The organism is Thiohalocapsa sp. ML1, from assembly GCF_001469165.1.
Taxonomy (GTDB): Bacteria; Pseudomonadota; Gammaproteobacteria; order Chromatiales; family Chromatiaceae; genus Thiohalocapsa.
The window spans coordinates 16,759-42,669 of record NZ_JABX01000006.1; the positions used below are offsets into that span (position 1 = coordinate 16,759).

25 protein-coding genes are annotated in these 25,911 nt (G+C 67.5%); 8 read left to right on the top strand and 17 right to left on the bottom strand.

Annotation, left to right across the window (positions count from 1 at the left end; genetic code table 11):
• Positions 1 to 14: 14 nt before the first annotated feature.
• Positions 15 to 1,979: a bifunctional diguanylate cyclase/phosphodiesterase gene (locus tag ML01_RS05185; protein ID WP_058554346.1), complete on the bottom strand. Its 1,965-nt coding sequence runs from the start codon at positions 1,977 to 1,979 to the stop codon at positions 15 to 17.
• 412 nt (positions 1,980 to 2,391) lie between these two features.
• Between ML01_RS05185 and ML01_RS05190 the strand changes: the two genes are divergently transcribed.
• Positions 2,392 to 3,087 (top strand): TIGR02281 family clan AA aspartic protease, encoded by a 696-nt coding sequence (locus tag ML01_RS05190; RefSeq protein WP_216819111.1) that lies wholly within the window; start codon positions 2,392 to 2,394, stop codon positions 3,085 to 3,087.
• Here the strand turns inward: ML01_RS05190 and ML01_RS05195 are convergent.
• Positions 3,074 to 3,865 carry a zinc-dependent peptidase gene (locus ML01_RS05195; RefSeq protein WP_058554476.1) on the bottom strand — a complete coding sequence of 264 codons (792 nt, stop codon included), beginning with the start codon at positions 3,863 to 3,865 and terminating at the stop codon, positions 3,074 to 3,076. The two genes, ML01_RS05190 and ML01_RS05195, sit on opposite strands and share 14 nt — an antisense overlap.
• 151 nt (positions 3,866 to 4,016) lie before the next feature.
• Between ML01_RS05195 and ilvB the strand changes: the two genes are divergently transcribed.
• The 4 genes from ilvB to ML01_RS05215 all read left to right on the top strand — a co-directional run bounded on the left by ilvB (position 4,017) and on the right by ML01_RS05215 (position 7,541).
• Complete coding sequence (ilvB, locus tag ML01_RS05200; protein WP_058554348.1) at positions 4,017 to 5,765, top strand: biosynthetic-type acetolactate synthase large subunit; 1,749 nt, start codon at positions 4,017 to 4,019, stop codon at positions 5,763 to 5,765.
• A gap of 269 nt (positions 5,766 to 6,034) precedes the next feature.
• The gene (locus ML01_RS05205) at positions 6,035 to 6,475 is read left to right on the top strand and encodes a hypothetical protein (RefSeq protein WP_058554349.1); all 441 of its coding nucleotides are present in this window, start codon (positions 6,035 to 6,037) and stop codon (positions 6,473 to 6,475) included.
• 315 nt (positions 6,476 to 6,790) lie between these two features.
• Positions 6,791 to 7,120 (top strand): hypothetical protein, encoded by a 330-nt coding sequence (locus tag ML01_RS05210; RefSeq protein ID WP_058554350.1) that lies wholly within the window; start codon positions 6,791 to 6,793, stop codon positions 7,118 to 7,120.
• Positions 7,121 to 7,238: 118 nt separating this feature from the next.
• Positions 7,239 to 7,541 (top strand): 4a-hydroxytetrahydrobiopterin dehydratase, encoded by a 303-nt coding sequence (locus ML01_RS05215; RefSeq protein WP_058554351.1) that lies wholly within the window; start codon positions 7,239 to 7,241, stop codon positions 7,539 to 7,541.
• 93 nt (positions 7,542 to 7,634) lie between these two features.
• On the opposite strand, the gene speE is transcribed toward ML01_RS05215, so the two are convergent.
• The 4 genes from speE to ML01_RS05235 form a co-directional block, all read right to left on the bottom strand.
• Positions 7,635 to 8,498: a polyamine aminopropyltransferase gene (speE, locus tag ML01_RS05220; protein ID WP_058554352.1), complete on the bottom strand. Its 864-nt coding sequence runs from the start codon at positions 8,496 to 8,498 to the stop codon at positions 7,635 to 7,637.
• A gap of 28 nt (positions 8,499 to 8,526) precedes the next feature.
• Positions 8,527 to 8,871 (bottom strand): metalloregulator ArsR/SmtB family transcription factor, encoded by a 345-nt coding sequence (locus ML01_RS05225; RefSeq protein WP_058554353.1) that lies wholly within the window; start codon positions 8,869 to 8,871, stop codon positions 8,527 to 8,529.
• Between the two features lie 241 nt (positions 8,872 to 9,112).
• Positions 9,113 to 10,006: a response regulator gene (locus ML01_RS05230; protein ID WP_371258182.1), complete on the bottom strand. Its 894-nt coding sequence runs from the start codon at positions 10,004 to 10,006 to the stop codon at positions 9,113 to 9,115.
• Positions 10,003 to 12,408 carry an ATP-binding protein gene (locus tag ML01_RS05235; protein ID WP_058554355.1) on the bottom strand — a complete coding sequence of 802 codons (2,406 nt, stop codon included), beginning with the start codon at positions 12,406 to 12,408 and terminating at the stop codon, positions 10,003 to 10,005. Before ML01_RS05235 ends, ML01_RS05230 begins: the two co-directional genes overlap by 4 nt.
• A 113-nt stretch (positions 12,409 to 12,521) precedes the next feature.
• On the opposite strand from ML01_RS05235, the gene ML01_RS05240 reads away from it, so the two are divergent.
• Positions 12,522 to 13,349 carry a pseudouridine synthase gene (locus ML01_RS05240; RefSeq protein WP_156427568.1) on the top strand — a complete coding sequence of 276 codons (828 nt, stop codon included), beginning with the start codon at positions 12,522 to 12,524 and terminating at the stop codon, positions 13,347 to 13,349.
• On the opposite strand, the gene ML01_RS05245 is transcribed toward ML01_RS05240, so the two are convergent.
• The 3 genes from ML01_RS05245 to ML01_RS05255 all read right to left on the bottom strand — a co-directional run bounded on the left by ML01_RS05245 (position 13,289) and on the right by ML01_RS05255 (position 16,101).
• On the bottom strand, positions 13,289 to 13,753 hold the full coding sequence (locus tag ML01_RS05245; protein ID WP_058554356.1) for a peroxiredoxin: 465 nt from the start codon (positions 13,751 to 13,753) through the stop codon (positions 13,289 to 13,291). The genes ML01_RS05240 and ML01_RS05245 overlap by 61 nt on opposite strands.
• Positions 13,754 to 13,991: 238 nt before the next feature.
• Positions 13,992 to 15,380: an ATP-binding protein gene (locus ML01_RS05250; protein ID WP_082673974.1), complete on the bottom strand. Its 1,389-nt coding sequence runs from the start codon at positions 15,378 to 15,380 to the stop codon at positions 13,992 to 13,994.
• Positions 15,381 to 15,384: 4 nt separating this feature from the next.
• Entirely contained in the window at positions 15,385 to 16,101 is a 717-nt protein-coding gene (locus ML01_RS05255) for a response regulator (protein ID WP_058554357.1), read from the bottom strand.
• Between the two features lie 320 nt (positions 16,102 to 16,421).
• On the opposite strand from ML01_RS05255, the gene ML01_RS28405 reads away from it, so the two are divergent.
• Positions 16,422 to 16,565, top strand: a complete 144-nt coding sequence (locus ML01_RS28405) for a hypothetical protein (protein ID WP_156427569.1) — start codon at positions 16,422 to 16,424, stop codon at positions 16,563 to 16,565.
• Positions 16,566 to 17,023: 458 nt separating this feature from the next.
• On the opposite strand, the gene ML01_RS05260 is transcribed toward ML01_RS28405, so the two are convergent.
• Positions 17,024 to 17,233 carry a hypothetical protein gene (locus ML01_RS05260; RefSeq protein WP_058554358.1) on the bottom strand — a complete coding sequence of 70 codons (210 nt, stop codon included), beginning with the start codon at positions 17,231 to 17,233 and terminating at the stop codon, positions 17,024 to 17,026.
• Positions 17,234 to 17,742: 509 nt separating this feature from the next.
• Here ML01_RS05260 and ML01_RS05265 point away from each other — a divergent pair.
• A complete protein-coding gene (locus ML01_RS05265) occupies positions 17,743 to 18,138 on the top strand; it encodes an HPP family protein (protein WP_058554359.1) in 396 nt (131 codons plus the stop codon).
• 307 nt (positions 18,139 to 18,445) lie between these two features.
• Here the strand turns inward: ML01_RS05265 and ML01_RS05275 are convergent, their stop codons facing one another.
• The 7 genes from ML01_RS05275 to nifK form a co-directional block, all read right to left on the bottom strand.
• Positions 18,446 to 19,666, bottom strand: a complete 1,221-nt coding sequence (locus tag ML01_RS05275; RefSeq protein WP_058554361.1) for an argininosuccinate synthase — start codon at positions 19,664 to 19,666, stop codon at positions 18,446 to 18,448.
• 384 nt (positions 19,667 to 20,050) lie between these two features.
• On the bottom strand, positions 20,051 to 22,192 hold the full coding sequence (locus tag ML01_RS05280) for a SulP family inorganic anion transporter (protein WP_058554362.1): 2,142 nt from the start codon (positions 22,190 to 22,192) through the stop codon (positions 20,051 to 20,053).
• A gap of 319 nt (positions 22,193 to 22,511) precedes the next feature.
• Positions 22,512 to 22,784, bottom strand: a complete 273-nt coding sequence (locus tag ML01_RS05285) for a DUF6129 family protein (RefSeq protein WP_058554363.1) — start codon at positions 22,782 to 22,784, stop codon at positions 22,512 to 22,514.
• 46 nt (positions 22,785 to 22,830) lie between these two features.
• Positions 22,831 to 23,538: a dinitrogenase iron-molybdenum cofactor biosynthesis protein gene (locus ML01_RS05290; RefSeq protein WP_058554364.1), complete on the bottom strand. Its 708-nt coding sequence runs from the start codon at positions 23,536 to 23,538 to the stop codon at positions 22,831 to 22,833.
• 135 nt (positions 23,539 to 23,673) lie between these two features.
• Positions 23,674 to 23,868, bottom strand: coding sequence for a 4Fe-4S binding protein (locus tag ML01_RS05295; protein WP_058554365.1), 195 nt, complete (start codon positions 23,866 to 23,868; stop codon positions 23,674 to 23,676).
• Between the two features lie 18 nt (positions 23,869 to 23,886).
• Complete coding sequence (gene nifT, locus ML01_RS05300; protein ID WP_058554366.1) at positions 23,887 to 24,105, bottom strand: putative nitrogen fixation protein NifT; 219 nt, start codon at positions 24,103 to 24,105, stop codon at positions 23,887 to 23,889.
• Between the two features lie 101 nt (positions 24,106 to 24,206).
• On the bottom strand, positions 24,207 to 25,778 hold the full coding sequence (nifK, locus tag ML01_RS05305) for a nitrogenase molybdenum-iron protein subunit beta (RefSeq protein WP_058554367.1): 1,572 nt from the start codon (positions 25,776 to 25,778) through the stop codon (positions 24,207 to 24,209).
• Positions 25,779 to 25,911 lie beyond the last annotated feature (133 nt).

Genomic DNA, 25,911 nt, shown 5'->3' on the forward strand with positions numbered 1-25,911 from the left:
CCCAGCCCCTTCTTCTAACCAGCAGCGCGCCCCTGATCGCGAAGCGTGGCGATGAGCGCTGCCAGCGGCATGGGCCGGTAGAGCAGAAAGCCCTGGTAGCGATCGCAGCCGCGCTGCTCGAGGAAGGCCTTGACCTCGGGCTTGTCCACGCCCTCGGCGATGACCCGCAGCCCAAGCCGGTGCGCCATGTCGATGATGGTCTCGACGATGGTGGCATCCGATCTGTCTTTGGTGACATCGCGCACGAAGGAGCGGTCGATCTTGAGCGCATCGAGCGGCAGGCGCTTCAAATAGCTGAGCGACGAGTAGCCGGTGCCGAAGTCGTCCACCGAGAAGTGCACGCCGAGCTCGCGCAGCCGCGTCATCTTGCGCGCAATGTCCTGGAAGTCCGCCACCAGCACGTGCTCGGTGATCTCGAGCTCCAAGCGCTGTGGGTCCAGGTGATCGGCGAGCAGGCGGCTCGCGAGGGTGCCGGCGAAGTCCGCCTGGCGGAACTGGATCGGGCTCACGTTCAGTGCGATCCGCTGCGGGCGCAACGGTCCCGCCTCCCGGTCCAGGGTCTTGATGTCGCGCATCGCCTCGCTGATGACCCATTCGCCGAGCTCATGGATCAGGCCGCTGTCCTCGGCCATGGGCACGAACACGCTCGGGCTCGCGACCATCCCGGCGTCGTCGTCGCTAGGCCAGCGCAGCAGGGCCTCGGCGCTGAGGATGCGGCCGTGGCGGTCGCACTGCGGTTGGTAGTACAGCTCCAGCGCACCGGCTCTGAGCGTGCGCCGGAGTGCACCCTCCAACTCCATGCGCGCCATCGCCGCCGCCTGCATCTGCGGCAGATAGAAGCGGGTGCAGTCGCGGCCGGCCGCTTTGGCCTGGGTCAGCGCGGATTCGGCCGCGCGCAGCAGCTCGTCCGGTGTGTCGCCGTCGCCGGGGAAGAGCGCGATGCCGATGCTGACGCTAAGCTGGATCTCGCGGGCATCCAGCTCCAGCGGCATCGCCAGCACGCGGCGCAGGTTCTCCGCCCACTGCCGGGCGCGGTTGGCCGCGGCAGGGTTGGCGTCGCCGAGCTCCGTCAGCACGATGGCGAAGCGGTCGCCGTCGATGCGGGCAATGGTGTAGCGGCCGCCGAGCAGGTCATTGATGCGGGCGGCGACGCCCTGAATCAGGTGATTGCCGGCCGCGTGGCCAAAGGAGCTGTTAATGCGCTGGAAGCGGTCGATGTCCAGCAGCAGCAGCGCGCCGGCCTGGCTGTTCTGGGCATGGCGGACGAGGTCCAGTTGCAGCCGGTCGCACAGCAGGCGGCGGTTCGGCAGCGTGGTCAGCATGTCGTAGTAGGCGTGCTGGACCGCCGTCGCCTCGGCACGCTCGCGGGCGTGGGCCACGCGCAGGCTGTCGATGAGGGTGCGCTGGAAGCGGCGTGCGGTGCTCAGCATCAGCACGAAGTACAGCAGCGTCAGCAGCGCGATGGCGTACCCGACCTCGGTCTGCTGCAACAGCATGCGTGAGAACAGCGGCACCAGCGTCAGCGCGAGCAGCGCCCAAGTCGTGCGCAGGAACACGGAAAAGGTCGTGACGGAGCCGGCGGCGATGCCCGCCAGGACCACCGTCAACATCGCCTGGCGCGCGACGTCGTCCGCGGGGAATAGAACCAGGCTGGTCATGCCCCAGAGCGCGCCGGAGGCGAGCAGCCCCGCCTGGGCGCGGCGCAGATGACGGCGCAGCCGCGCCGGGTGCGGCGCCGCATCGCGGGCGGCGCGGGCGTCGAGCCAGCGCGCCAGACTCAGCAGGCCCATGGCGGTGAGCCAGGTGGCGAGTGTCGCCGGCGGTGCGGTGCCGTGCAGAAACCACGCGAGCACGCTCGCGTTGATGACGACCGCGAGCAGCGCCATCGGCACGGCACCGATGAACATCTCTGCGCGTTGTCTGAAAATGGCCGCGTCGTCGGTGTCGTCCGGGTTGAGCTTGGTTGCGTTCCTGAGCATGCGCAGGGCGTATCTCCGGAGGGACGGTTCCCGACAGTCTAGCAACGCTGCGCGGCGGTCGGGTGCCTGGTTGCCGACGGCCGGCATTGATAAGCTCCGCAGCTCGTCGCGGCGGAACCTAGCGTTGGGCTACGAAATCGCAATCGAAATCGGTATCGAAATCGGCGACGAGCGACCGACATGGCACGACAGAGGCGTTTCGAGCTCCGGTTTCGCTTGAGCGTGATGGGGTCCGGGGCGGAATCTCGATTTCGATTTCGATCCCGATCTCGATCCGGGATTGGCGGAGATAAGTGTTTGTCGCGCTGTTGTTTCTGAACGGTTCCTGATCGGATTGCTCTGCACGGGTGGGTGTTCAATGCGCTTTGGTCGCTGCTGTCCCCGGGGCCGCGTCGCTGCGGGTCTGCTCTCGGTGTTGCTCGCGCACGGGCCTGCCCTGGCCGGCGCGACGCGCGTGGAGCTGGCCGCGGAGCTTTCTCGCCTCGCGGCGCTGCACGGCTTCACGGTTACCGGCGACGAGCACCTTGCCGACAGCACGGCCCGCGCGGAGGGCGAGGATCTATTCCCACGCCTGCGGCTGCTGCTGGAGGGCTTCGATCACATCATCGTGCAGAACGGTCGCGGCGGCATCGATAGGGTCATCGTCCTCGGCGCCGCTGCCCCGGGGGCGCAGCCCATGCCTCAAGTGACCGTGGACGGCGGGCCGCCGCCGGATGCCCCCATCGAGCTCCCCACCATCCGCAACGGCAGTCAGCATTCGGTGCGGGTGGCGCTGGAGGGCGTCGCCGGCCGGCGCCTTGCACGGGTGCTCCTGATCGATACCGGTGCCGATACGCTGGTGCTGCCTGCGTCGATGATCGCGGCGCTCGGCATGGACCCCGCTGCCCTCGACGAGCGCCAGGTGCAAACCGCCAACGGGCTGACGGAGGCGCAAACCGGCGTGCTGCCGGCTGTCTGGCTCGGCGCGCAGCAGGTCACGGACGTGGCGGTGGCCTTTCTTGACGACGAGAAGCTCGGCAATGCCGGGCTGCTCGGCATGAGCGTGCTCGGGCGCTACCAGATGACCATCGACGATCAGCAGAATCGCCTGACGCTCACCGGCCGCTGACGGGACGCAGGCGCAGCGCCGGGTCCTGGCGGTAGAAGGCCGCGAGCTGCGCATAGACCGGCGGATAGGCCCCACGCAGCCGATGCGGCAGCTCGAAGAAGCTCTCGCTGACGACGGCGAAGAACTCCGCTGGCGACGTGGCGCCATAGGGGTCGATCACGCAGAGGTCCGCCGTCGCGTCCGCCTGGCGGCAGAGCCCGGCGTAGGCGCGTGCAAACGCCGCCGCCCAGGCGCTGCCGTCCATGTCCGCGTGCAGCGGCGGACGGCCGTTGGCGGCGCCGTCCAGGAGGTCGAGCTTGTGCGCGAGCTCGTGGATGACGACGTTGTAGCCGTCGCGCCGGCGTCCGGCGAGCGCATCGGTGAGCGACAGGATCACCGGCCCCTGTTCCCAGGCCTCGCCGCTCTTCGGCTCGTCGTCGATCCACACCAGGCCGGCCTCGTCCATGACCTCGCGGGCGGGTACGAACTCGTCCGGATACAGGATCAGCGCGTGCCAGCCGCGGTACCAGTCGAGCCCGAGCTCTAGCACCGGCAGGCAGGCCTGCAGCGCAAGCTCCATGCGGGTCGGCTCGTCGAGCACCGCACCGCGCGCCGTCTCGAAGGCCTTGCGCCGCAGAAACAGCGCGGCGAGGTCCCGCAGTCGCTCGCTCTGCGCGGCATCGAGCCCGTCGAGCAGCGGCAGCCGCGCCTGCACCGTGGGCCACAGCGCTGGGTCGATGTCGGCGCGGGCCTGCTCCAGGCGGCGGCGCTGCCACCAGCGGTTGATGGGGTTGGCCATGGCGTGGTCCGGGTACGGCATGCGGTGCTGGAGCGCCGGACGGGGGGATGCCCGTCGGCACGCTGTCTGCCAAGGTGTTGGCGCGCATCATGGCGCGACGGGCTTGGCCGCTTATCATGCCCCAATCGACCCGCAAAGCCACGCACCCCGCATGAGCACGAGCCAGCCCGAGCCACCGCCCCGCACCGGCGCCGCCATCCTGTTCGATGTGCTGCGCGAGGTCGGCGTCGAGGTCGTCTTCGCGCACACGGGCGGCGCGGTCATTCCGGTGCACGTCGAGCTGAACAAGCGCCTGCGCCGGGGCGAGCCGGCGCCGAAGGTCATCATGTGCCGGCAGGAGCCGGGCGCCGGCCATGCGGCCGAGGGCTACGCGCGCGCCTGCGGGCGGGTGGGCGTGGCGCTGGCCACCTCCGGGCCCGGGGCGACCAACCTGACCACGCCCATCGCCGACGCCCACAAGGACTCGATCCCGACCGTGTTCATCACCGGGCAGGTGCCGAGCCTGGCCATCGGCAGCGACGCCTTCCAGGAGGTGGACACGGTGGGCGTGACGCGCCCCATCTCCAAGCACAACTACCTGGTCAAGGACGTCGCCGACCTGGAATGGATGCTGCGCGAGGCCTTCGTGCTCGCCGGCAGCGGCCGGCCGGGACCGGTGGTGGTGGACATCTGCAAGGACGTGCAGCTCGCCACCCGCACGCAGGCGAACCCGCCGCGCAAGCGCCATCGGGTCGCGGTGCCCTTCGATACGGCGCAGGCCGACGCGATCCTCGGCGCCCTCGCCGAGGCCGAGCGCCCGGTCATCAAGGCCGGCGGCGGCATCATTCACGCCGAGGCCGCAACGGCACTGTGTGCCCTGGCCGAGCGCTTCGACGTGCCCGTCACGACCACCTTCAACGCGCTCGGTGCCGTGCCGCTGGCGCTGCCGTACAGCCTCGGCATGCCCGGCATGCACGGCAGCGTGCCGGCCAACTATGCGCTGCGCGAGGCCGATCTGATCCTGACCCTGGGCGGGCGCTTCGACGATCGGGTCGCGGTGCGCGGCTTCGCCGACGGCAAGCGCATCGCGCATGTGGACATCGATCCGAGCGAGATCGACAAGATCGTCAAGTGCGATCTGCCGCTGGTGGCGCCGCTGGGGCGGTTTCTCGACTACGCGCTCGCCACCGGGGGCAGCGCGCGCCACGCGGCTTGGATGACGCGGGTGCGGGCTTGGCGCGAGCAACTGCCGCTGCCCTACGGCGAGGGCCAATACATCAAGCCGCAGGCGGTGATCGAGGCCATCTCGGCGCTCACCGGTGGCCAGGCCACCGTTGTCACGGGCGTCGGCCAGCACCAGATGTGGGCGGCGCAGTACTACCGCTTCAGCCGGCCGCGGCAGTGGATCAGCTCGGGTGGGCTCGGCACCATGGGCTACGGGCTGCCCGCCGCCATCGGTGCCTGGTACGGCAACCCGGACCAACCCGTGGTGCTCGTGGACGGCGACGGTAGCTTCCAGATGAACATGCAGGAGCTGGCGACGGTGGTCGCGAACCGCATCCCGCTCAAGATGTTCGTGCTGAACAACAGCTACCTCGGCATGGTGCGGCAGTGGGAGGACATGATGGACGATGGCCATCACCACGAGACCTGCCTCGCCCGGCAATGGGACTGCGATGCGGACTGCACGACGCTGGACCAGAACTGCCGCCGCCAACTGCCGAACCTGACCGCGCTCGCGGCCGTCTATCCACGCCTGTCGACGTACCGGGTGCGCCTGCCGTCGAAATTGCGGGAAATCATTGAGCAAGCTTTGGCAGAATCCGGACCCACCTTGGTGGATGTCTGGGTGGACAAAGCGGAAAATGTGCTGCCCATGGTGCCGCCGGGGCAGCGGCTGGCCGCGATGATAGAAAGTTGACGCGTCTTTTCAGCGCCTTAGTAGTGGTTTTTGGGGCGGCGGCGGCGCCTGAATTCAGCTAAACTTTCTCCGGTTATGGCTGTTGCCGTGTGGGTTGCTGCTGCCCGATGCGCAGTTCCGGACCCTGCCGACCACCGTTAAGGCCGTTCGCCTGGAGCCACCACCCGGCGGACAATTGCCACCACGGGCGCGCGCTGCGACGCCCGCGGGGCCAGAGCATCGAAACAACGCCACATAATAGATTGCGCTCCGATGGAGGAAGACTCGCAATGACCGCCTTCTCTAAACTGCATGCCCAGAATCACAAGATCACCGAGCTGTCCAATGTCTTTTTGTATCTCGTGCAGAGCCGCGAGATGTGCGACACCGAGACCGCCTGCGATGTGTTCTTCGAGTACACCGCCAAGGTCAAGGAGCACATCGAGCTGGTGGACCGCGAGCTCTGCGGCAGGCTGATCTCCTATCCGGACCAGACGGTCAAGAACACCGCTGACCGCTTCCTGTCCGGCTCCACAGAGATCAAGCGGATCTTCCACAAGTACCTGAAGGACTGGTGCAACGAGTCGAACCGCCGCCTCACCATCCGCAACCATGCGGAGTTCCTCGGTGAGACGGAGCAGATGTTCGCGCTCGTGCTCGATCGCATTCAGCGCGAGACCGAGCACCTCTACCCGCTGCTTCGCAAGCTCGAAGAGAAAGTCGCCGCCTGATCCAACGCTGCGCCGGCCCCGCCCGGCGTAGCTGGGCTGCAAGCCCCGCCATCGCCTGGCCTCGTGAGGCCAGGCGATGGCGGGGCTTTGCGCCTGTCATTGTGCTGTCATCTGCTACGCTTAAAGTCCAGACAGGCATGGCACGCCGCGTGCCGCTACGCCTGACTCCGAAGGGCCGAGGGCCGTGGGCCGAGGAGGGCTAGCTTGGCCCTCGGCCCTTGTTCCCTCAAGCGCCTTGTCGCCGTGAAAGTTGACTCATCTGCAAGCTCACCTGCAAGCACTTGACCCCGTCAAGCAATCGAGGAGGTTTTCCCCATGCCATTCCCGCTCATTCCCTTTGCTGCCGGCGCCGTACTCGGCTCGCTGGTCACCTACGGCGCCACCGACAAGGCGCTGCAGCGCCGCATCGCTGCGCTGGCCGACACGTCGGCGGCGCAGGTGCGCAGCGGCGCGGATAAGCTTGCGAGCGCGATGATGAAGCTCGGCGCTCGCCTCAAGACCAAGGCCGCCGCTGCGGTCGACGTGGTCCAGGAGGGTGCCGACGAGCTCTCGGACAAGGCCAAGGCGGTCGTGGACGAGGCGGTCGACAAGGCCAAGCGCGCCGCTAAGGTCAGCGGCGACAGCGAGGAGCAGACGAGCCCCTGAGGACTCGCCGGGGCGCGATAGCGATGGGCGAGCGGCCCGCCGGGCCGCTTAAGCGCCCTTGAAGCGCCTGGCGGGCGGGGCTACCTAGCGGGCTTATCGCCACCCGCAGGAGACTTCGATGAGCCGCACGAAGCTGACCGAGCAGGAGATCTCAAGCGCCCTGTCCGCCCTCAACGCCTCGGCCGCGGCGCCATGGCAGATCGCGGACGGTAAGCTGCACAAGGAATTCGCGTTCCGGGACTTCAACGAGGCCTTCGGCTTCATGACCCGCTGCGCGCTGGTCGCAGAGGCCATGGACCATCACCCGGAATGGTTCAACGTCTACCGCACGGTGCGGATCGACCTCGCCACCCACGACGCCGGCGGCATCACCGAGCTGGACTTCACCCTCGCCGGGCGCATGGAGACGATTGCGGGCTAAGGGCTGCGCCAGCCGCCGAGCGTGTTTCTTTTCAACGCGCGTTCCGCCGAGCGGCGCCTTGGTGCTGCCCGCGCACGCGCACTCGATCTAGTCTCAGTCCAGCCCTGCCAGCCGCTTGCGCAAGAACTCCGGCTGCGCCAGTGCGGCGGCGTGGATGTCGCTGTTGTAGTAGACGGTGTCGAGCTCGGCGGCGGCGTCGATGCGGCGATAGTCGGGCAGCGCCGCGTCGGTGCAGGCCATCGTGGCGCTCCACCAGCCGGAGGGGTAGATGGTCTGCGGAAAGAACAGCGAGCGCACGGCGCCAAAGCCGGCGCTGCGCAGGTCCTCGTGCATGGCGGCGATGATGTCGAGGTGATAGAGCGGTGACTCGCTCTGCTGCACCAAGAGCCCGCCGTCGCCGAGCACGCGGCGGCAGTCGCGGTAGAAGTCGGCGGTGAAGAGCCCCTCCGCTGGCCCGACGGGGTCGGTGCTGTCGATGATGATCACATCCAGGCTCGCGGGCGCCGCCTCGGCGATCCAACGAATGCCGTCGGCGAACAGGAGCGTCGCGCGTGGGTCGGCGTTGGTGGCCGTGAGCTCCGGGAAGTAGCGCTCGGCGACGCGGGTGACGCGCTCGTCGATGTCGATCTGCGTCACCTGCTGCACACTCTGGTGCTTGAGCACCTCGCGCAGCGTGCCGCAATCGCCGCCGCCGATGATGCAGACGCGGGCCGGGCGGGGGTGGGTCAGCAGCACCGGATGCGCGAGCATCTCGTGGTAGAGAAAATTCTCGCGGCTGGAGAGCATCGTGAAGCCGTCGATGACCATGAGGTTGCCGAAGTGCTCGGTCTCGTAGACCTCGATGGTCTGGTAGTCGCTGCGCTCCTCGTGCAGCTTGCGTCGGCAGCGCAGCGAGAAGGCGCTGCCCGCGACCTCCGCGACCTCGGTGAACCAGTGCTTGTCGTCGAGCTTGCTCATATCGTTGGCCCCTTGGTCGGGTGGTGCTTCAGCGGGGATAACGGTCGTCGAGATTGGCGGGGCAGAGCACGTCGCGCATGATGCCGATCAGCTCCAGCAACTGGTGGTTGCGGATGCGATAGTAGATACGGTTCGCCTCCTTGCGCGCGACCACGATGTTCTTGTTGCGCAGTTGCTCCAGGTGTTGGGAGATGTTGCTCTGGGACGTACCGGTGCGCTCGACGATCTCGCCGACGGAGAGCTCCCGCTCGCCTAGGGAGCAGAGGATCTTCCAGCGCAGCGGATGCGCCATCGCCTTCAGGGCCATGGCGGTGAGAGCAGTGTCCTCCTCGGACGGGTCCGGGGCCTGCTCGGCCTGTTCTTGCTCGCTCATGGTGATTAGACCATCACTTGCCTTTGGTTACTGCCCCCGTCGTGTCCGCGGGTGGCGGTGAATTCGCTCCTTCGCACTTTCTGTGTCTTCCTGTCGCTCGGGACGCCTGTCACTGCTGGGGCAAGGTCGCCGAGCGTTGCGGCGGTCTCAAGCCTCCCGGTCGGAACGCATGCCGATGTGCGCCTGACTCCAAGCGCGGGGGGCCACGATCTGCATAGGATGCGTTCACATGGTCTCGCGTTCACACGGTCTCGCGCTTTGCGGCACGGGTGCGATACGCCGCCTCGTCATCGACCCGGACGTAGCCGCTCATGTCCTTTGCGATGCAGATGATCTCGCTGATCTTGCCGGCTTGGTCCTTGACCGCGGTGCGCGAGAACAGGATCGGCACCCGGGTGCCGTCCTGGGCGATGAAGCGTGCCTCGATCTTGGCCAGCGCGCCGGTGCGGATCAGGGCCTCCAGCCAGGTGCCCATGAAGGCGCCGGCCTCCTCGTCGCCTTCCTCCTCGAAGACATCGCCGATGGAGAGCCCGGTGAGGCCTTGCTCGGTATAGTCGAGCATGGTGCAGGCGGCCGGGTTCGCCATCTTGATGACGCCCTCGGGGTTCAGCACCAGCAGGGCCTCGCCCATGTGGGTCAGGATGCTCTCAAGGTACTGGCGCGCCTGCTCCAGCTCGCGCGTGCGCTCGGCGACCTTCTGTTCCAGGTCCAGATTCAGCGCGCGTTCCTTCGCGATCAGCCGGAAGTAGGTGCTGATCTTGTTGATCAGCAGGTTGTCGTCGATGGGCTTGAGCAGGTAGTCCACCGCGCCCACCGCGAAGCCGCGCTGCTGGAACTCCTCCGACTTGAAGGCGGCGGTCAAGAAGATGATCGGGATGTCGCGGGTGCGCTTCCTGAGCTTCAGCAGCGATGCCGTCTGGAAGCCGTCCATGTCCGGCATCTGCACGTCGAGGATGATGAGGTCGATCCCTTGGTGCTGGAGCGTCACATCAATGGCGGCCCGGCCGGAGGCCGCCTCCAGCACCGTCGCCTCCAGATGCTTCTCGATCAGGGTGCGCAGCGTATACAGATTGTGCGCATGATCGTCAACGATCAGGATTTTGTAGCCGGAGCCCTGTGCCATACCAGCCGTCATGCGATATCCGGTGTCGGCAGCCCGCCGCTGTCTGCCTTGTTCACTGTGACGGTGCCTTGCAGCAGCGCCGCGAGCGCACTCCGGTCCACCGGCTTGGTGAGAAAGCCGTCGGCGCCGGCGGCCAGGCAGCGCCGACGCTGCGCTGCGCTCAGGTCACCGATGACGTAGATCGGGGGTACGCTGCCGGCCGCCTCCTCGTAAATTCGCCCGATCGTAGCACAGCTTTCCGCCGCGGATGCCGAGGCGGCCAGCAGCAGGAGGGCACAGTCGCGCTCCTCCTGCAGGGTTTCCAGCGCCTCGTCGGCATCCGCCGCGGTCTGTACGCGCACGCCCAGGGCCTCCAGCTCGGAGGTTGCGGTCACCAGGCACTGCACGTCGCGTTCCACCAACAGGACCCAATGATTGCCGATTTCGACGGTGGGTGTCGCCGGCGTGGCGGGCGGCGCGGCCGACTCGGCGCCGTCGCGCAGCGCCGCCGTGTCGGTGCGGGCGTCGATCCGCAGCGGTGGTGCCGCGTGGTGTTCCAGGATCTCGACCGCCTCGATCTCCGCCGGGTCCAGCTCGAGCGGCAGCAGCAGCGTGAAGCGCGAGCCCTCGCCGAGCCGGCTCTGGATCGTGATCTCGGCCCCCAACAGCTTGGCCAGCTCGCGGCTGATGGAGAGCCCAAGCCCGGTGCCGCCGTAGCGCCGGCGCGTGGAGCCGTCCGCCTGCTGGAAGGCCTCGAAGATGATCTCTTCCTTGCCCGGCGGAATGCCGATGCCGGTGTCGCTGACGGCGATGGCGACGGGCCGCTCCGCGCTGCCCGCTGTCACCGCGATGGTGACGGTGCCCGCGTCGGTGAACTTGGCCGCGTTCGACAGGAAATTCTTCAGAATCTGCCTGAGCTTGCCGCGGTCGGTGTAGATCCGCTCCGGTGCGCCCGCGGCGATGTCGAGGAGTAGTCGCAAGCCCTTCTGCGCCATCGGCGGGCGCATCAGCTCGGCGAGCTCGGCGAGCGTTGGGGCGATATCGACCCATTCCAGGCTCACGGTGACCGGACCCGCCTCGATGCGCGAGATGTCCAGAATATTGTCGATCATCGTGCGCAGGTCGCGTCCTGCCTCGTTGATCACCTGGGCCTGGCGGCGCTGCTCGCCGTCGAGCGCGGAGGCCTCGGCGGCCAGCATCTTGGACAACAGCAGGATGGAGTTGAGCGGCGTGCGTAGCTCGTGGCTCACGTTGGCCAGGAACTCCGACTTGTAGCGGTTCGACTGCTCCAGCTCCCGCGTGTGCTGGCGCTCGGTGGCGATGTGCTCGGCATGATGCTGCGCCAGCGCGTTCAGTTGCCGGGCCAGCGCGCGGACTTCCTGCGGTCCCTGCCAGTCGAAGCGTTGCGGCTCGCTGTCGCGCAGGATGGACTCGATGCCGCTGGTGAGCTCCTGGCCGAAGTGCTCGGCGCGGTTCGCGAGCCAGCGGGCCATGAGCAGCACCACCAGCACCAGCACCAGGATAATGGACAGCACGCGGGCCATCAGCGCGTCGCGGAATTGCTCGATGGGGGAGGGGTCCACGGGCCGGCCGACCCACAGCGGCACGCCCTCCTCGGTCAGGAACATGGGCACCCACAGTAGCGGCGGGCCGTTCGCGTTCTTCCACAGCGCGAGCTTGCCGTCCTCGAAGATGTCCGCCAGGCCGCTGAAGTCGTCGAAGGCCGTCGCGGTGTCGCTGAGCGGCTCGCCGGCGCGCAGGTAGCTGCCGGCGTTGGTGACCCAGAGCGTGTCGCGGTAGTACTGCGCGAGCCCGCCGACATCGATGGTCATCAGCAGCAGGCCGGGCGGCAGGGCGTTGGGGCCGCCGGGCTTGCCGACAGGGCTCGCGAGCTGCAGGGTCATGAGCTGACGCGGGTCTTCGGTTGCGCCGTAGGGGTTGATGCGGATGCGGCTGACGATGACCTCGCCCGTCTTGAGCTTGAGGCCGGCGTTGACGAAGCCGCGGCTCGGCGGCTCGGGTGGCAGCGGCTCAGGGTGCCATGCGGAGGTCTTCGGGTCGCGGCGCAGCCAGAAGCGCACGTTGCCCGCCGCGTCTACGAACAGAATCTCGATCACGTCCAACTGATCCGGCAGCATCTGGTTGATCCAGCCGGTGTAGCGGGCGCGCGCCAGGTCGATGTCCTCCTCGCGGCCGATGTCGCCCAGGATCACGCCGGGCTCGGGCAGCTTGGCGAGCAGTCGTATCATCTCGTCGCGGCTCGCGAGGTGCTGGTCCAGGTCGCGGAAGTCCGCCCTCAGGTTTTGCAGGTACGCCTTCTGGTAGAACATCGCTGTGCGATCGAGCACCAGCGGCAGATTGATCAGCACGGCGATGATCAACGGTGCCAGGCCGAACAGCAGCAGCAGCAATAAAATGTAGTAGCGGAGCTTCACACGCGGTCTCGCACAGGTGCCGGCGGGCTACGATAGCGGCGCAGCCGTGCCGATGGAACGGGCCGTGGTCAGTTGCGTCAATCGGGATTTCCGCACAGAGCGAGGCGTCAGCGATGCAGGGTCCAGTTCCGGGGGCGGACGGTGCGGAGATTCCGGTCCTGTTCCTGGACGACACGCTCGTGGCGGTGAGCAAGCCGCCCGGCCTGCTGGTGCACCGCACGCGCCTCGCGCAGGCGCAGACGTTCCTGTTGCAACGGCTGCGCGACCAGCTCGGCCGGCGCCTCTTTGCGGTGCATCGCCTGGACCGGCCGACCTCGGGCGTCATGCTGTTCGCCCTCACCCAGGCCGCCGCGCGACACCTCTCGCGCCAGTTCGAGGCGCAGCGCGTTGCCAAGCAGTACCTGGCCGTGGTGCGCGGCTGGCCGGAGCCTGAGGGCTGCATCGACTATGCCCTCGCCGATGCCGAGGCGAGTGCCGCGGGCCGGCGGGCGCTGCGGCCGGCGCTGACCTCGTACCGGCGGCTCGCAACGGTGGAATTGCCCGTGGCCGTCGGCCGCTATCCGACCAGCCGCTACGCGCTGCTGGGCGTGCAGCCGCACACCGGCCGCCGGCATCAGATCCGGCGCCACCTCGCCCACATCCGCCACCCGCTCATCGGCGACACCACGCACGGCGAGGGCCGGCACAACCGGTTCTTCCGGGAGCGGTTCGGCGTCGAGCGGCTGCTGTTGCATGCCCGCGAGATAGGCTTCGCGCATCCGCGCGGCGGGCGCATGGCGGTCAGCGCGCCGCTCGATACGGACTGGGGGCGAGTGCTCGATGGGCTGGGCTGGGCCGACAGCGCCGAGCCGGCCCGCGACAAAGAGCCCCTGTGCCGGCGTCAGAGCCCGCGCACCAGCTCCAGCACATCCGCCGCGTGGCCCTTGGGCTTGATATCGTAAAGGGCGTGGCGAATCACGCCATCGCGCCCAACAATGAACGTGGAGCGGACGATGCCCATCTTCTTCACGCCGTTCTTCTCCTTCTCGCGCCAGACACCGTAGGCCTCGCAGACGTCCCCGTCCGTGTCTGCGAGCAGCCGGACACTGAGCCCGTATTTGTCGCGGAAGGCACCATGGCTGGCGCAGCTATCCCGGCTGATGCCGACGATGTCGGTGCCGGCGGCCTCGAATTCGGCGTGCAGGTCGGTAAACTCCAGCGCCTCCATGGTGCAGCCCGGCGTGTCGTCCTTGGGGTAGAAGCACAGCACGAGATTGCGCTCCGCCCACAACCGGGTGATATCGACACGCTCCATGTCCGCATCGGGCAACGAAAAGGGCGGAGCCGGGTCGCCGGATTGCAGCATGTGTTTCCCCTTGGCAGCGGTGCTGTTGTTTGGAACCGGACGGCAAAATGCCGCCGGCAGAGCGGCCCTCCAGAGGGGCCGCTCGTCGATGTCCCGGCGAAATGTAGGGAGCGCTCGCGCGGGCGTCAACCGCATTCGCAACGCGTCAATGCGCGTTGCCGTGGCGTTTTGTCGCGATTCGTGGGCGCGACGCCGGTGGCGACCGTCCCGCGGCTTTACTGCCCGTGCGCTGCGGCGGCTAGGCGACCGGCAGCGGCGGTGCCACGGGGGCCGCGCTGGGGGCGGCACCATCGTCGTCGGCAAGCGCCTCGTCGTCCGGCGGCTCGTCCTCCGGTGGCAGGCGCACGCTGGCCACGGTCCCGCCGCCCACGCGGCTGCTGAGATGGATCTCCATGTTGTTGGCCACCGCGAGCTGGCGGGCGACGGCGAGCCCGAGCCCGGAGCCGCCGGTGCGGCGGTTGCGGGATCGCTCCAGCCGGTAGAAGGGCCGGAACACCGCCTCGCGCTCGGCCTCCGGAATGCCTGGTCCGCGATCGAGCACAAAGATGACAGCGGCGCGGTAGTTGCAGTCCATGCGCAGCTCCACCTGCGCCTGGCTGTAGCGCAGCGCATTCTCGATCAGGTTGCCGAGGATGCGCCGCAGGGCCATGGCGTTGACCGCCTGAATGCAAGGACGCCCGGGCTGCCAGACGATGCGCGGGCGGCCACCCACCACCTCGGCGACGAGGCGGCCGATGTCGAGGCGCTGCCGCTCGCCGGCGCCGAGGGTGCGGCCGAGCTCCACGGCCTGGCTGATCTGTGCGTTCATCTCCTCAAGGTCGCGCTCCATGCGCTCCTTGAGCCCCGGGTCGGTCTGCCGGGGCAGCATTTCCAACGCCAGTCGCAGCCGCGTCAGCGGTGTGCGCAGATCGTGGGAGATGCCGGCCAGCAGCACGGTGCGGTCCGCGAGCAGCTCGCGCACCTGCTGGCTCGTCTCGTTGAACTGCCGGGCGAGGTCGGCGAGCTCGCGCGGACCGCTCTCCGGCAAGGGCTCGGGAGAGCGCCCTTTGGCCACCTCTTCGGCGGCGCGGGCGAGGCGGGTCAGGGGCGAGGTGACCCGGCGCGCCAGCACCGACGCCGTCACCACCAGCAGCAACAGGGCCAGCGTGGAGATGATGAACAGGCCCTCCATCGGCTTGGTATTGATGCGATCGCGCGGAAAGCCCGCCCATACCTGGCCCTGCGGCGTCTCGAGCTCCACCCAGAACCAGCGCTTGTCGTCGATGACGTTGCTCTGCATCCGCACCTTGGCGCCCGCGCGCTCGCTCAGCGCCTCGCTCAGGCGCTGCACGTACGGAAAGTAATAGTCGTGCAGGTCCTTCGGGGCCTCCGGCTCCGGGCGCAGCCAGAGCTGGTAGTCGTCCAGCAGCTTGTCGTGGTAGTCCGGCTGCATGTCTTCGGGCAGTTGTACCAGGGTGCGCGCGGATAGCTCCATGAACGCGGCGAGATCCGCCGTCGAGCGCTGGACCACCGGGAACAGCGCGTAGTAGACAACGGTGAAGAAGGTGATCAGCGCGAAGCTGCCGAAGGTGAGCACCAGCGTCAGCAGCACCCGTGCGAACAGCGATGACGGCAGCAGCGACGGCAAGGGATCACCCCTCCGCCTGCGGCGTGAACATGTAGCCGCGGCCCCAGACGGTGCGGATGTAGCGGGGTTGCTTCTTGTTCGGCTCGATCTTGGCCCGCAGGCGCGCCACCTGCACGTCGATGCTGCGATCAAAGGGGTTGCGCTCGTAGCCCTTCAGCATGTCGAGCAGCCGGTCGCGATGCAGCATCTGGTTCGGATGCTCGACGAAGATCGACAGCAGATCGAACTCGCTGCCGGTCAAGGTCACGGGCTCGCCGTCGCGTGTGAGCTGGCGTGCGGCGATGTCGAGCCGATAGGGGCCGAAGCTCACCGGCTCCGCCGCCACGGCCTCGGCGCTGGGCATGCGCCGGCGCAGCACGGCACGGATGCGGGCGAGGAGCTCCCGCGGATTGAAGGGCTTCGCCAGGTAATCGTCGGCACCGACCTCAAGGCCGACGATGCGGTCGATGTCCTCGCCGCGCGCCGACAGCATGATGATGGGCGTGTCGTCCTTCGTGCGCAGCCGCCGCGCCAGCGCGAGCCCGTCCTCGCCGGGCAGCATCAGGTCGAGGATGAACAGGTCGGCCTGTTGCTCCTCCAGCCAAGCGAACATCGCGTTACCGTCCTCCACGCCGCTGACCTCGAAACCCTCGCGACGCAGGTAGTCCGTCAACAGCTCGCGCAGTGACGCGTCGTCGTCGACGACTAGGACACGGGTGTGGCTGTCGGTGGTGGTGGCCATGGCCGCATCATCGCACGGGTCGCCGCGGCGGCGCAGAGCACTGTTTTGTGACGTGCTTCCGGGATTTTTCCGGAGGTTCTCCGAAAGCGCGTCGCCGCGTTACAACTTGTCACAATATCCGAATATGATGAAATACCTTGGTAGTTCCCGCCACTGATAATGAACTTGAGCTATGGGGGAACCAAAGCCGATTGGAGGCGAAGGACCTCGCCGCAGACCCGACGCCCGGACCCCCGCCGGTCGTTCAGGTGGGCGCACCGGCCGCAGTGGCCGCGCGCCTGAGAAAGACTAGCGCAGTTGCGAGAAACGGAGGCAGTACCATGAGTTTCGACGCATTGACCATCAGCGGCGTCTTGGCAGCGCTGGCAAGCGCAGGGTTCATCGTCGGTGTTGTGCGCAACAACGACCGGATGCGGGGCGGCGGCACGGGCCCCGAAGCCGACAACGACGCGTGCAACCGCTGACCCCGTAACCCTGGGTCAAGACATCCCGGACCCGGTCGCGTGGTCAGGCGCGCTGGGGCCGTGATATCGCTGACGGGGCGTCGCTCTCGGCCGTCCCGGTGAGGTTCGGACGGAACCGGACAACGCGATTGTGCCAGTCTCGTTTTCGGTCCCTGCAGATCAGCGCCACAGTGGGCCCAGGGCTTGCTGTCGCCGACCAACCCTAGGCTCCGCCTCGGATGCGCTACGGACAGCGCGAAGGACCGCGATCTGTCCGAGCGCCGGCAGCGCGGCATCGCCGCGGCGACCACCTCGATTTCTGGGCAGCAAGCCAGCTTGGCCGCCCGGCAGCATGCAACCTGCCGTGGCGGTTCTTTTTTGTCTCGTTCTCGCGGCGGTTGCACGAGCGCCGTCCAGGCGGCGCGCCTGGATCGGAGCGCGGCAGGCTGGCGTTGGCCTGGCGCCGCGCCGCCCCATGCTCAAGCACGCTCGCCCGGTAGGGCCTCGGTCAGAATGTCGAAGACGGCTTCGAGCGTACGCCGCACTTCGCGCGCGATGGCGAGGGCGTCCGTGTCGAGCCAGTCGCCATCCGTCGCCAAGTCCAGGCCGCCCTGGAGGGTGTCCGGTGCCAAACCCAGGTGGCCCAGATCGGTCTCGGTCAGCTGCTTTAGTTGTATGCCGCGGCTCATCGGTCGTTGCGCCTCTGCTGCCGGTTTGGAAAGGCACGGGAAAACCCGTACCAACGCTCGCCGCCGATGCTAACCCAACTCGCTTGTGGTTGTCGCTGCCCGTCCTAATGCGGCGGGAGGTTGGCTCCGGCGCAAGGTGCCTCACGTCGGCGAGCTGCGGCCGGAATCCCGGCGTCCGGCCTCGCCGCATCGACACGCTTGTTGATCTGGCGCACTATTCGACCGGCGAGCAATGTCTTGAGCGTGGGCAGACGACAGTCTCCGCACCGTTGGTTGATCCGCAACACTTCACGGCGTCCCGCCGCTCGTTCATTCTTGGTCAAAACCATAAGTGGCCCGCGGCATTGCCGCAAAGTCAGACGGCCTGCCGAGGGAGTCGACGCTGAGGACGCCGGAAGACGGCGCCGTCCGAATTTTATGCCGAGTCTGCCCTAACCGCGGATGGGGATGGCCGCTGATACGCGTTTCCCCGAGGCCGGCAAGCACCACCGAACCGGAGAGCCAAAGACATGCAAGTGCGTGATTACATGACCGCAGCGCCCATCACCATCGATGCGGGCGCTGACTATCAGGACGCGTTCAGCATCATGGAGGAGAAGGGCCTGCACCATCTGCCGGTGCTCGACGCCGGCGGCAACTGCGCCGGGCTCGTGGCGCGGCGGGACCTCCAACTGGCCGCCCGTTGCTTTCAGGAGGCGCCGGTCGAAATCGGCGAGATCATGCATCAACCCGTGACGACCATCTCACCGGATGCGGACTTGGGGGCCGCCGTTGAACGCATGATGGCGGATCACATCGGTTGCCTGCCCGTCTCCGACAACGGCGGCGGCCACCTGGTGGGCATCATCACCGAGACCGACCTGCTGCGCGCGCTCCGCGATCTGCTCGTCGAGCGCGGCGGCTGACACCCGCGAAGCGGACCGTCTCCTATCCGTAGGCGCCCCTGGGCGCGCCGGGCGGGCTCGGCGCGATGGGCCGGCTCGGAGTCGTCGGCGACGACGATGTACAGGTCGAGATCGCTGTCGGCGTCGGGGCTGCCCCAGGCGTGGGAACCGAACAGCAGCACGCGCTCGGGCGTGAGCGCGGCCACGAGCCGGGCGGTGACCTCGCGGAGCTTGGCAGCGAGGGCGGCCCCGGTGAGACCGGGCGCCGCCTCGGCGCTACGCTGCTGCGTCGGCATCGGCTTGTCCGCCCCGGATAGCGAACGGGCGCTCAGCCCCGCCGCCGCCCGGCCACCCGCAGCCGCAGCGCGTTCAGTCGGATGAAGCCGGTGGCGTCGCCCTGGTCGTAGGCGCCTGCGTCCTCTTCGAACGTGGCGATGGACTCGTCGAACAGGCTGTTGGTCGCGGAGCGGCGGCCCACGACCATGACGTTGCCCTTGTAGAGCTTGAGGCGCACGTCGCCGTTGACGACTTGCTGCGTCTGGTCGATGGCGGCCTGGAGCATCGCGCGCTCCGGCGTGAACCAGTAGCCGTTGTAGACGAGCGTCGCGTAACGGGGCATGAGCTCGTCCTTCAGGTGGGCGGCCTCCCGGTCCAGCGTCAGCGACTCCATGGCGCGGTGGGCCTTCAGCAGGATGGTGCCGCCGGGGGTCTCGTAGCAGCCACGGGACTTCATGCCGACGTAGCGGTTCTCGACGATGTCGGCGCGGCCGATGCCGTGCTCGCCGCCGATGCGGTTCAGCTCCGCCAGCACCTCCGCCGGGCTCATGGCCTTGCCGTCGATGGCGGTGACGTCGCCGTGCGTGAAGCCGAGCGTGATCTCAATGGGTGTGTCCGGGGCGTCTTCGGGCGCGACGCTCCAGCGCCACATGTCCGGGCCGGGCTCGACCCAGGGGTCTTCCAGGTCGTAGCCCTCGTAGGAGATGTGCAGCAGGTTCGCGTCCATGCTGTAGGGCGACTTGCTGCCGTCGCGCTTCTGCTCGATGGCGATGCCGTGCTCCGCCGCGTAGGTCATCAGCTTCTCGCGCGAGAGCAGGTCCCATTCCCGCCACGGCGCGATGATCTTGATCTCCGGGTTCAGCGCATAGGCCGTGAGCTCGAAGCGCACCTGATCGTTGCCCTTGCCGGTGGCGCCGTGGGAGATGGCATCGGCGCCGGTCTCGGCGGCGATTTCGACCAGCCGCTTCGCGATGAGCGGCCGGGCGATGGAGGTGCCGAGCAGATACTCGCCCTCGTAGACCGCGTTGGCGCGGAACATCGGATAGACGAAGTCGCGCACGAACTCCTCGCGCAGGTCGTCGATGTAGATCTCCTTGACGCCCGCGGCCTCGGCCTTGGCGCGGGCCGGCTCCAGCTCCTCCCCCTGGCCGATGTCGGCGGTGAAGGTGACCACCTCGCAGCCGTATTCTGCTTGCAGCCATTTCAGGATGACGGACGTGTCGAGCCCGCCCGAGTAGGCGAGCACGACCTTATTGACGGGGGGGCGGGACATGGCAAATTCCTCGACTGCGGCAAAGTGCGCAGTATAAGGGGAACAGCGAGCGTGACCCCGGCGGCGAATGCGTCGCGGTGTTCCGCCCTCGGGTGCTGTCGCCGGTGCGCCCGGGGTCCGCACCTGAGCCTCCGAGAAGCACGGCGCCGAACGTTTGCAGATGCGTCAGGTTTCACGACGACAGGCGATTGCAGGCAAAAGGGCCAAGGGCCAAGGGCCAAGGGCCAAGGGATTCCTCCTCGGCCCTTGGCCCTTGGCCCTCGGCCCTTTGGTTCACTTGCGCCACGAGCGAGCTGCGCAATACGAGGCTGCGTGCCCTGGTCGGTCTGCGGCTTTGCCTCCCTCGCCGGGTGCGACGCGCGGCGGGCCCGCGCGTCGTGGCAATCAGCCCAGAATTGGCGTGCTGGGGCCGACGGCGGGTGCGGCGGGCTGCAGCGGCTTGCCGCTGTCGAAGGTCTCGGCCATGAACGCGAGCGCCTTGTCCTTGGTGCGGATGAAGTGCGTCTCGTCCAGCAGCCGGAACAGCCGGCCCCGGCGCAGCGTCTCGTAGACCTGCGCCTTGAGGCTCGAGAAATAGATCTCGACGCCGTTGTCGCGGAAGGTCTCGATGACGTCGCGCAGGCGCTCCTCGCCGGTGACGTCGACGTCGTTGATGCCGCTGCCTTCTATCAGCACCGCGCGCGCCTGCGGGTTCTTCGCGCGGGCCTCCAGCAGCACGTCCTCGAAGCGCGAGGCGTTGACGAAGTTGAGCGAGCCGTCGAAGCGCACGACGATGAAGTTCTGCCCCAGCGGCGCGATGTCGTTCATGCTGACACCGGCCAGGCGGCCCTCGGCGTCGAGGCCGAGGATATCCGTGCGCGGCTTCATGGTGCGCACCAGGAACAGCAAGATGGCGAGCCCGGCGCCGAGCAGGATGCCGTTGGCGAGCTGCGGGGCCATGGCCAGGGTCGCGACGAAGGTGACGATGCCGACCACGGCCTCCTGGCGCTCGATCTGCCAGGCGCGGATCAGCGCGCGCAGGTTGATGAGGCCGAACACGGCCATCATCACGATGACGGCCAGCACCGCTTGTGGCAGGTGATACAGCAGCGGCGTCAGGTACAAGAGCACCAGCATGACGCCGATGGCGCTGAAGATCGCGAACAGGCCGGTTTTGGCGCCGTTCTTGGCGGCCACGGCCGAGCGCGAGAAGGAGCCGCTCACCGTGAAGGCGCTGAAGAAGCTGCCGACGATGTTGGCGAGGCCCTGGCCCACCAGCTCTTTGCTCGTGTCCACGCGCTCGCGGGTCTGCGCGGCAATGGCCTTGGAGATGGACGTGGCCTCCATGAAGCCGATCAGCGCCATCACCAGCGCGGAGGGCAACAGTGCCCAGAACAGATCCATGCGCAGCTCCGGCACCTTGAAGCTCGGCAGCCCGGCGGGGATGGCGCCGACCACCGCGCCGCCACCCATCAGCAGCACTTCGCCGCTTTTCACCTTGGCGACGCGCCAAGTGCGCCCATCCGTCTCCACGTCCGCCGGGGCACTGTCCTTCGCGTAGAACAGGTCCTGCCCGTCGGCGGTGACGGCGTGGGCGAAGCGCATGTTGTGCAGCGCCACCTGGCGCTCGTTGTTCGCGAGCTTGTGCTGCTCCAGCTCGTGCACCAGCACCCGCAGGTCGGCTTCCAACAGCGCGCGATCGGCGAAATGCTCGGCGTCGTCGGCGCTGCCCAGGCCGCGGATCTTTTGATTGAGGCGCGAGGTGGACTCGCCCAGCCCGTTGATGGCGCCCAGCGTCCGGTTGTATTCCTCTGCGACGCTGCGGGCGCCGTCGTCCCGGATGCTGTCGATGGGGGCGGTGACGTTGCGCTCGAAGCCGATGGCCCAGCTTGCGAGCGTCGTCAGCACCACCGCGAGCAGCACGCCCGGCACCTTCGGGATGACGCGCCGCGCGCCGATGATGATCCCCAAGGTCGCGAGCGCGAACACCAGCGTCGGCAGATGCGTCTGCGGCAGTTGCTCGATGACGATCCAGAGGTCCGACACGAAGTTGTCCGTGCGCGGGAAGGGCACGTTCAGGATCTTGCTGAGCTGCGATAGGCCGATGATGAGCGCCGCGGCGTTCGTGAAGCCGACGATGACGGGGCTGGACAGAAAATTCACCAGCATGCCCATGCGCAGCAGCCCGAGCGCGAGCCGCAGCACGCCCACCATCAGCGCGAGCATGATCGACAGCGTGATGAAATCGTCGCTGCCCAGCGCCGCGAGCGGCAGCACCGCCGCCGCGGACATCAGCGACAGCATGGCCACTGGACCCGTGTGCAACTGCGGCAGCGAGCCCCAGAGCGAGGCGATGATTACCGGGATGGTGGAAGCGTAGAGCCCGTAGACCACCGGCAGCCCGGCGAGCTGGGCGTAGGCCATGCTCTGCGGCACCAGCACTAGCGCGACGGTGATGCCGGCGATGAGGTCGCTCCTCAGCGTCGCGCCCGACAGGGGGAACCAGCGAAGGAAGGGCAGCAGCGTGGTCAGCAGGGCAGGGCGCATGGCGGTGCTCGGCGAGGCGTTTGACTGGGGGACGAAGAATTCCCCCATGCTAGCCGAGGAACCTAGCGCGCGGGATCGATGTTCTCTTGAGGAAGGATAGAGCAAAGTCTATGTGAAGCAGCGTGACATCCGCCCGGAGCTGACTCTCGAGTCGGGATCGGCAGGCGCGGCGGCAGGCCTCCGATTGACAGCCTCAGCGGTGTCGTTGCGGAGCTGCAACAGGACCACGCTGGGCAGGTGCGCGCCGCCGACGGCCGGCAGGTAGCCGAAGTTCAGGTCGCACAGCGGCAATGGCTGCTGCGCAGGCGCCCGCCGCCGCTCAGTCGTCCTCGTCGACCTCGGCCAGCACGAGGCCGGTGGCGATCTCTTGATCCTTGGTGAACTTGATGCAGTGCTCGGCGCCGGAGATGAGATAGAGGTTGAAGCCCTCGGCCTCGCGGAAGGGCAGGATGTGGGCGCTGATGTCGTCGTCCAGGCAATACGTGAAGTGTACGTCCGGGAAGGCTTCGCGCAGCGCGGCGAGGGACTCTGCGCTGAGTCCTGCGCGCTCGATGATGGTGGTGATCTGATCCAGGAAGGCGTCGGTGATCATTGCTGTGGCTTGATTGCTGTGGCTTGGGCTCCGCATGCAGCTCGTGTCAGGCGTCTTCGGCATCGCGCTCGAAGCGGATGCGCTCCTCGTTGCTCTGGCCCATGACCTTGGCGAGCCAGGGCGGGGGCTTATCCGCCAGTTGCTCGGCCAGCGCCGCCATGCGCTCGCGGGCGTTGCCGCCCTGCGGGTACTTGATCGGGTGGATGTCCAGCTTGACGACCTTCGCCGCGGCCGGGCCGCCGATGCTGGCGACGAAGAGGACCTGGCAATCGCGAATCAGCGCGGCGCGGTCGGCGTTCTTGTCGTCCGTAGCCACGCTGTCCTCGATGGCGCGGACATCGATCAGGCGATAGGCGCCCGCGGCCACCTGATAGATCAGGAAGCGGCGGCAGGAGCCGAAGTGTCCATCGAGCAGCTCGCCGCCGTTGGAGGCGCAGGCAACGAGGATGGAGCCCTTGGCCTCGGCGTCGCCGAGCGGGGCCTCCAGGTCAGGCGGCGGCGCGACGTCTGCGCCCTGGCCCTTCAAGAATGCCAGCGCGGCTTTGAGACTGTGGGCATCGACCTCGGCCAGCTCGCCGTCCGCGGCGCTCTTGAGTTGTTTGACGCTGAGCTCGTCGAGCTTGGCGGCCGTCGGTGGCAGCCCGACCGCGTCTACCAGGACCCGGAGCAGGCGGGCGGGGTCCGTGTCCGGCAGCGCGCGGGCGGCAAGGCCGATGCGCAGCGCCATGTCGTCGGAGATGGCTTGGTCGGTCATGTGTGTCGCCTCTGGCGGCCTGGCAGCAATCGTCGCTGGCGCATGGTGCTCTGCGGAATGCTGCGCTGGGGAATGGTGCGCTGGGGAGATGCGCCGGCGCGGCGCGGGCGCGCCGACGCGGGCTGGCCGCCTAGGTCACGCCGGGACGATGCAGTCGTCTTCCATGCAGGCGTCGAGGCATTGCGGCGCGTCGAACTCGCCTTCGCACTCGTTGCAAGTGGCGGTATCGATCTTGTAGACGCCCTTCCATGGGGCAATCGAGTCGGTAGGGCAGACGGGCTCGCAGTCGCCGCAGGCGGTGCAGACGTCTTTTACGATTTGCAGGGCCATTTCTGGTCTCCGGAAGGCTCAATCTTCGGCGCGCTTGAAACGCAGGGTCGTGGGGAAGCTCGGCGGCGGGCTGATGGGTTCGATATACCAGCGCGAGCCGTCGGTGAGCTCCACCGCGCCGCCCCAGGCGTCGGCGGTGTCGGTTTCGACGCTGGCGATGGTCTCTTCCATGTCCTTCTTCGCGACATAGAACAGCAGGCAGCCGTCGTCGTTCTTTCTGATCATTACATTGGGCATGTCTGACTCCGGGTCCGGGTAACGAGTGTCGAGGTTGGGGGCCGAGGGGAGGGCGGGTGCTTTCGCCCCCGACCGCTCGCCCTCGCACTCGATATTACCCTTTAACGGACCAGGTCGTAGTTGTAATCCGTCGTGCCCATACCGCGGGTCTCTTCATCCAGCCGCTCCAGCACCGCGTTGACCAGCGTGGTCAGCATGTACATCGCGCCTTCGTACCCGTAGGTGGTCATGCGATGCAGGTGGTGGCGGTCGAAGATCGGGAAGCCGATGCGGATCAGCGGCACCTCGAACTCCTTGCCCTTTTGCAGCGTATCGCGCTGGATAAACTTGCCGTAGCTGTTGCCGATCAGGAAGTCCGGCTTGGCGGTGAAGCACAGCGAGCGCATGTGCCACAGATCCGCACCGATGTAGACCGTTGCGCCCTGGCCATAGGGATTGTCCGAGAGCATCTTCTCCATGGCCTTCTTCCAGCGCTTGTTGGCATGATGGCAGAGCACGTGGGTCGGCTCGGCACCCAGCTCCAGCAGGAACTTGGTCATGCCCATCACGAAGTCCGCATCACCGTAAAGCGCGAACTTCTTGCCATGCAGCCAGGCATGGCTGTCGGTCATCATGTCCACCAGGCGGCCGCGCTCCTTGGCGAGGCTCTCCGGGATCGACTTGCCGGTGAGCTCCGCGACCTTCATCAGGAAGTCGTCGGTCCACTCCAGGCCCATCGGGATGTCGACGTGGTTGGCCGGCTGCTTCCAGGTCATCTCGACGAACTTCTTCGTCTTCGGCAACTGCCAGGGCTGCAGCAGCAGGGTGTCGATGGCGTTCGGCGCGTCCTTCACCTCCGCCAGCGGGGTGCCGCCGTCGTACATCCGGAACTCACCGTCCGCGGGCGTGTCGAGCACCTCGGTTGGGTCGCACAGCAGCGAATAGCCGACGCCCATCTCCTGCATCATCCGGTGCAGGACGCGATAGTTGCCGAGGTAGGTCTCGAATCCGGGCACCAGGTTGACCTTGCCGTTGGAGCCGACGACCTTGTCTTCCATGTAGTTCAGCGTGAAATAGCGCTGAATGCCCTCGAACATGTTGTCCCAGCCGGTGGTGTGGCTGCCGACGAAGCTCGGGGTGTGCGCGAACGGGGTCGGGAATTCCTGCGCGATGTGACCTGCCTTCTTGGCATTGGTGATGAAGGCGTTGAGGTCGTCACCGATGACCTCGGCCATGCAGGTGGTGGAGACCGCGATGCATTCCGGCTTGTACAGGGCCAAGGCGTTCTCGAGGCCGTCGTACATGTTCTTCTGGCCGCCGAATACCGCCGCATCCTCGGTCATGGAGTCGGAGACGCAGGCCACGGGCTCCTTGAAGTGGCGGTTGAAGTAGGTGCGGAAGTAGGCGACACAGCCCTGGCTGCCGTGCACGTAAGGCAGGGTCTTCTCGAACCCGAGCGCGCACAGCACCGCGCCGAGCGGCTGGCAGGCCTTGGCGGGGTTGACGGTCAGCGCCTCGCGCGCGAAGTTCAGCTCTTGGTATTCGACGGTGGTGGTCCACTCGAATACCTCGTCAAGCTTCGCCTTGTCGACGACCTCCTCGACGGTGTTACGCTTGGCGGCGAGGTTGGCCTTGTAGTCCTCGTCACGGAACAGCGGGTAGCTGGGCTTGATTTTGTCGACGGTCTGGCTCATGGATGTGCTCCTGCCGCGCCGCTCATCTGCGGACGTGGCTTGGATAAAGAGGTGCTGGGTGCTTGGGGGAAGGTGCTAGGTGCCAGGTGCTAGGCGCTGTGCCTAGCTCCCCAGCCCCTAGCTCCTAGCTACT

What these genes read in the sequence shown, in the direction of transcription:
- ML01_RS05185 (WP_058554346.1), bottom strand. Translation starts at nt 1,979, where the DNA reads ATGCTCAGGAACGCAACCAAGCTCAACCCGGACGACACCGACGACGCG.
- ML01_RS05195 (WP_058554476.1), bottom strand. Translation starts at nt 3,865, where the DNA reads ATGGCCAACCCCATCAACCGCTGGTGGCAGCGCCGCCGCCTGGAGCAG.
- ilvB (WP_058554348.1), top strand. Translation starts at nt 4,017, where the DNA reads ATGAGCACGAGCCAGCCCGAGCCACCGCCCCGCACCGGCGCCGCCATC.
- ML01_RS05205 (WP_058554349.1), top strand. Translation starts at nt 6,035, where the DNA reads ATGACCGCCTTCTCTAAACTGCATGCCCAGAATCACAAGATCACCGAG.
- ML01_RS05210 (WP_058554350.1), top strand. Translation starts at nt 6,791, where the DNA reads ATGCCATTCCCGCTCATTCCCTTTGCTGCCGGCGCCGTACTCGGCTCG.
- ML01_RS05215 (WP_058554351.1), top strand. Translation starts at nt 7,239, where the DNA reads ATGAGCCGCACGAAGCTGACCGAGCAGGAGATCTCAAGCGCCCTGTCC.
- speE (WP_058554352.1), bottom strand. Translation starts at nt 8,498, where the DNA reads ATGAGCAAGCTCGACGACAAGCACTGGTTCACCGAGGTCGCGGAGGTC.
- ML01_RS05225 (WP_058554353.1), bottom strand. Translation starts at nt 8,871, where the DNA reads ATGAGCGAGCAAGAACAGGCCGAGCAGGCCCCGGACCCGTCCGAGGAG.
- ML01_RS05230 (WP_371258182.1), bottom strand. Translation starts at nt 10,006, where the DNA reads ATGACGGCTGGTATGGCACAGGGCTCCGGCTACAAAATCCTGATCGTT.
- ML01_RS05240 (WP_156427568.1), top strand. Translation starts at nt 12,522, where the DNA reads ATGCAGGGTCCAGTTCCGGGGGCGGACGGTGCGGAGATTCCGGTCCTG.
- ML01_RS05245 (WP_058554356.1), bottom strand. Translation starts at nt 13,753, where the DNA reads ATGCTGCAATCCGGCGACCCGGCTCCGCCCTTTTCGTTGCCCGATGCG.
- ML01_RS05255 (WP_058554357.1), bottom strand. Translation starts at nt 16,101, where the DNA reads ATGGCCACCACCACCGACAGCCACACCCGTGTCCTAGTCGTCGACGAC.
- ML01_RS28405 (WP_156427569.1), top strand. Translation starts at nt 16,422, where the DNA reads ATGAGTTTCGACGCATTGACCATCAGCGGCGTCTTGGCAGCGCTGGCA.
- ML01_RS05260 (WP_058554358.1), bottom strand. Translation starts at nt 17,233, where the DNA reads ATGAGCCGCGGCATACAACTAAAGCAGCTGACCGAGACCGATCTGGGC.
- ML01_RS05265 (WP_058554359.1), top strand. Translation starts at nt 17,743, where the DNA reads ATGCAAGTGCGTGATTACATGACCGCAGCGCCCATCACCATCGATGCG.
- ML01_RS05275 (WP_058554361.1), bottom strand. Translation starts at nt 19,666, where the DNA reads ATGTCCCGCCCCCCCGTCAATAAGGTCGTGCTCGCCTACTCGGGCGGG.
- ML01_RS05280 (WP_058554362.1), bottom strand. Translation starts at nt 22,192, where the DNA reads ATGCGCCCTGCCCTGCTGACCACGCTGCTGCCCTTCCTTCGCTGGTTC.
- ML01_RS05285 (WP_058554363.1), bottom strand. Translation starts at nt 22,784, where the DNA reads ATGATCACCGACGCCTTCCTGGATCAGATCACCACCATCATCGAGCGC.
- ML01_RS05290 (WP_058554364.1), bottom strand. Translation starts at nt 23,538, where the DNA reads ATGACCGACCAAGCCATCTCCGACGACATGGCGCTGCGCATCGGCCTT.
- ML01_RS05295 (WP_058554365.1), bottom strand. Translation starts at nt 23,868, where the DNA reads ATGGCCCTGCAAATCGTAAAAGACGTCTGCACCGCCTGCGGCGACTGC.
- nifT (WP_058554366.1), bottom strand. Translation starts at nt 24,105, where the DNA reads ATGCCCAATGTAATGATCAGAAAGAACGACGACGGCTGCCTGCTGTTC.
- nifK (WP_058554367.1), bottom strand. Translation starts at nt 25,778, where the DNA reads ATGAGCCAGACCGTCGACAAAATCAAGCCCAGCTACCCGCTGTTCCGT.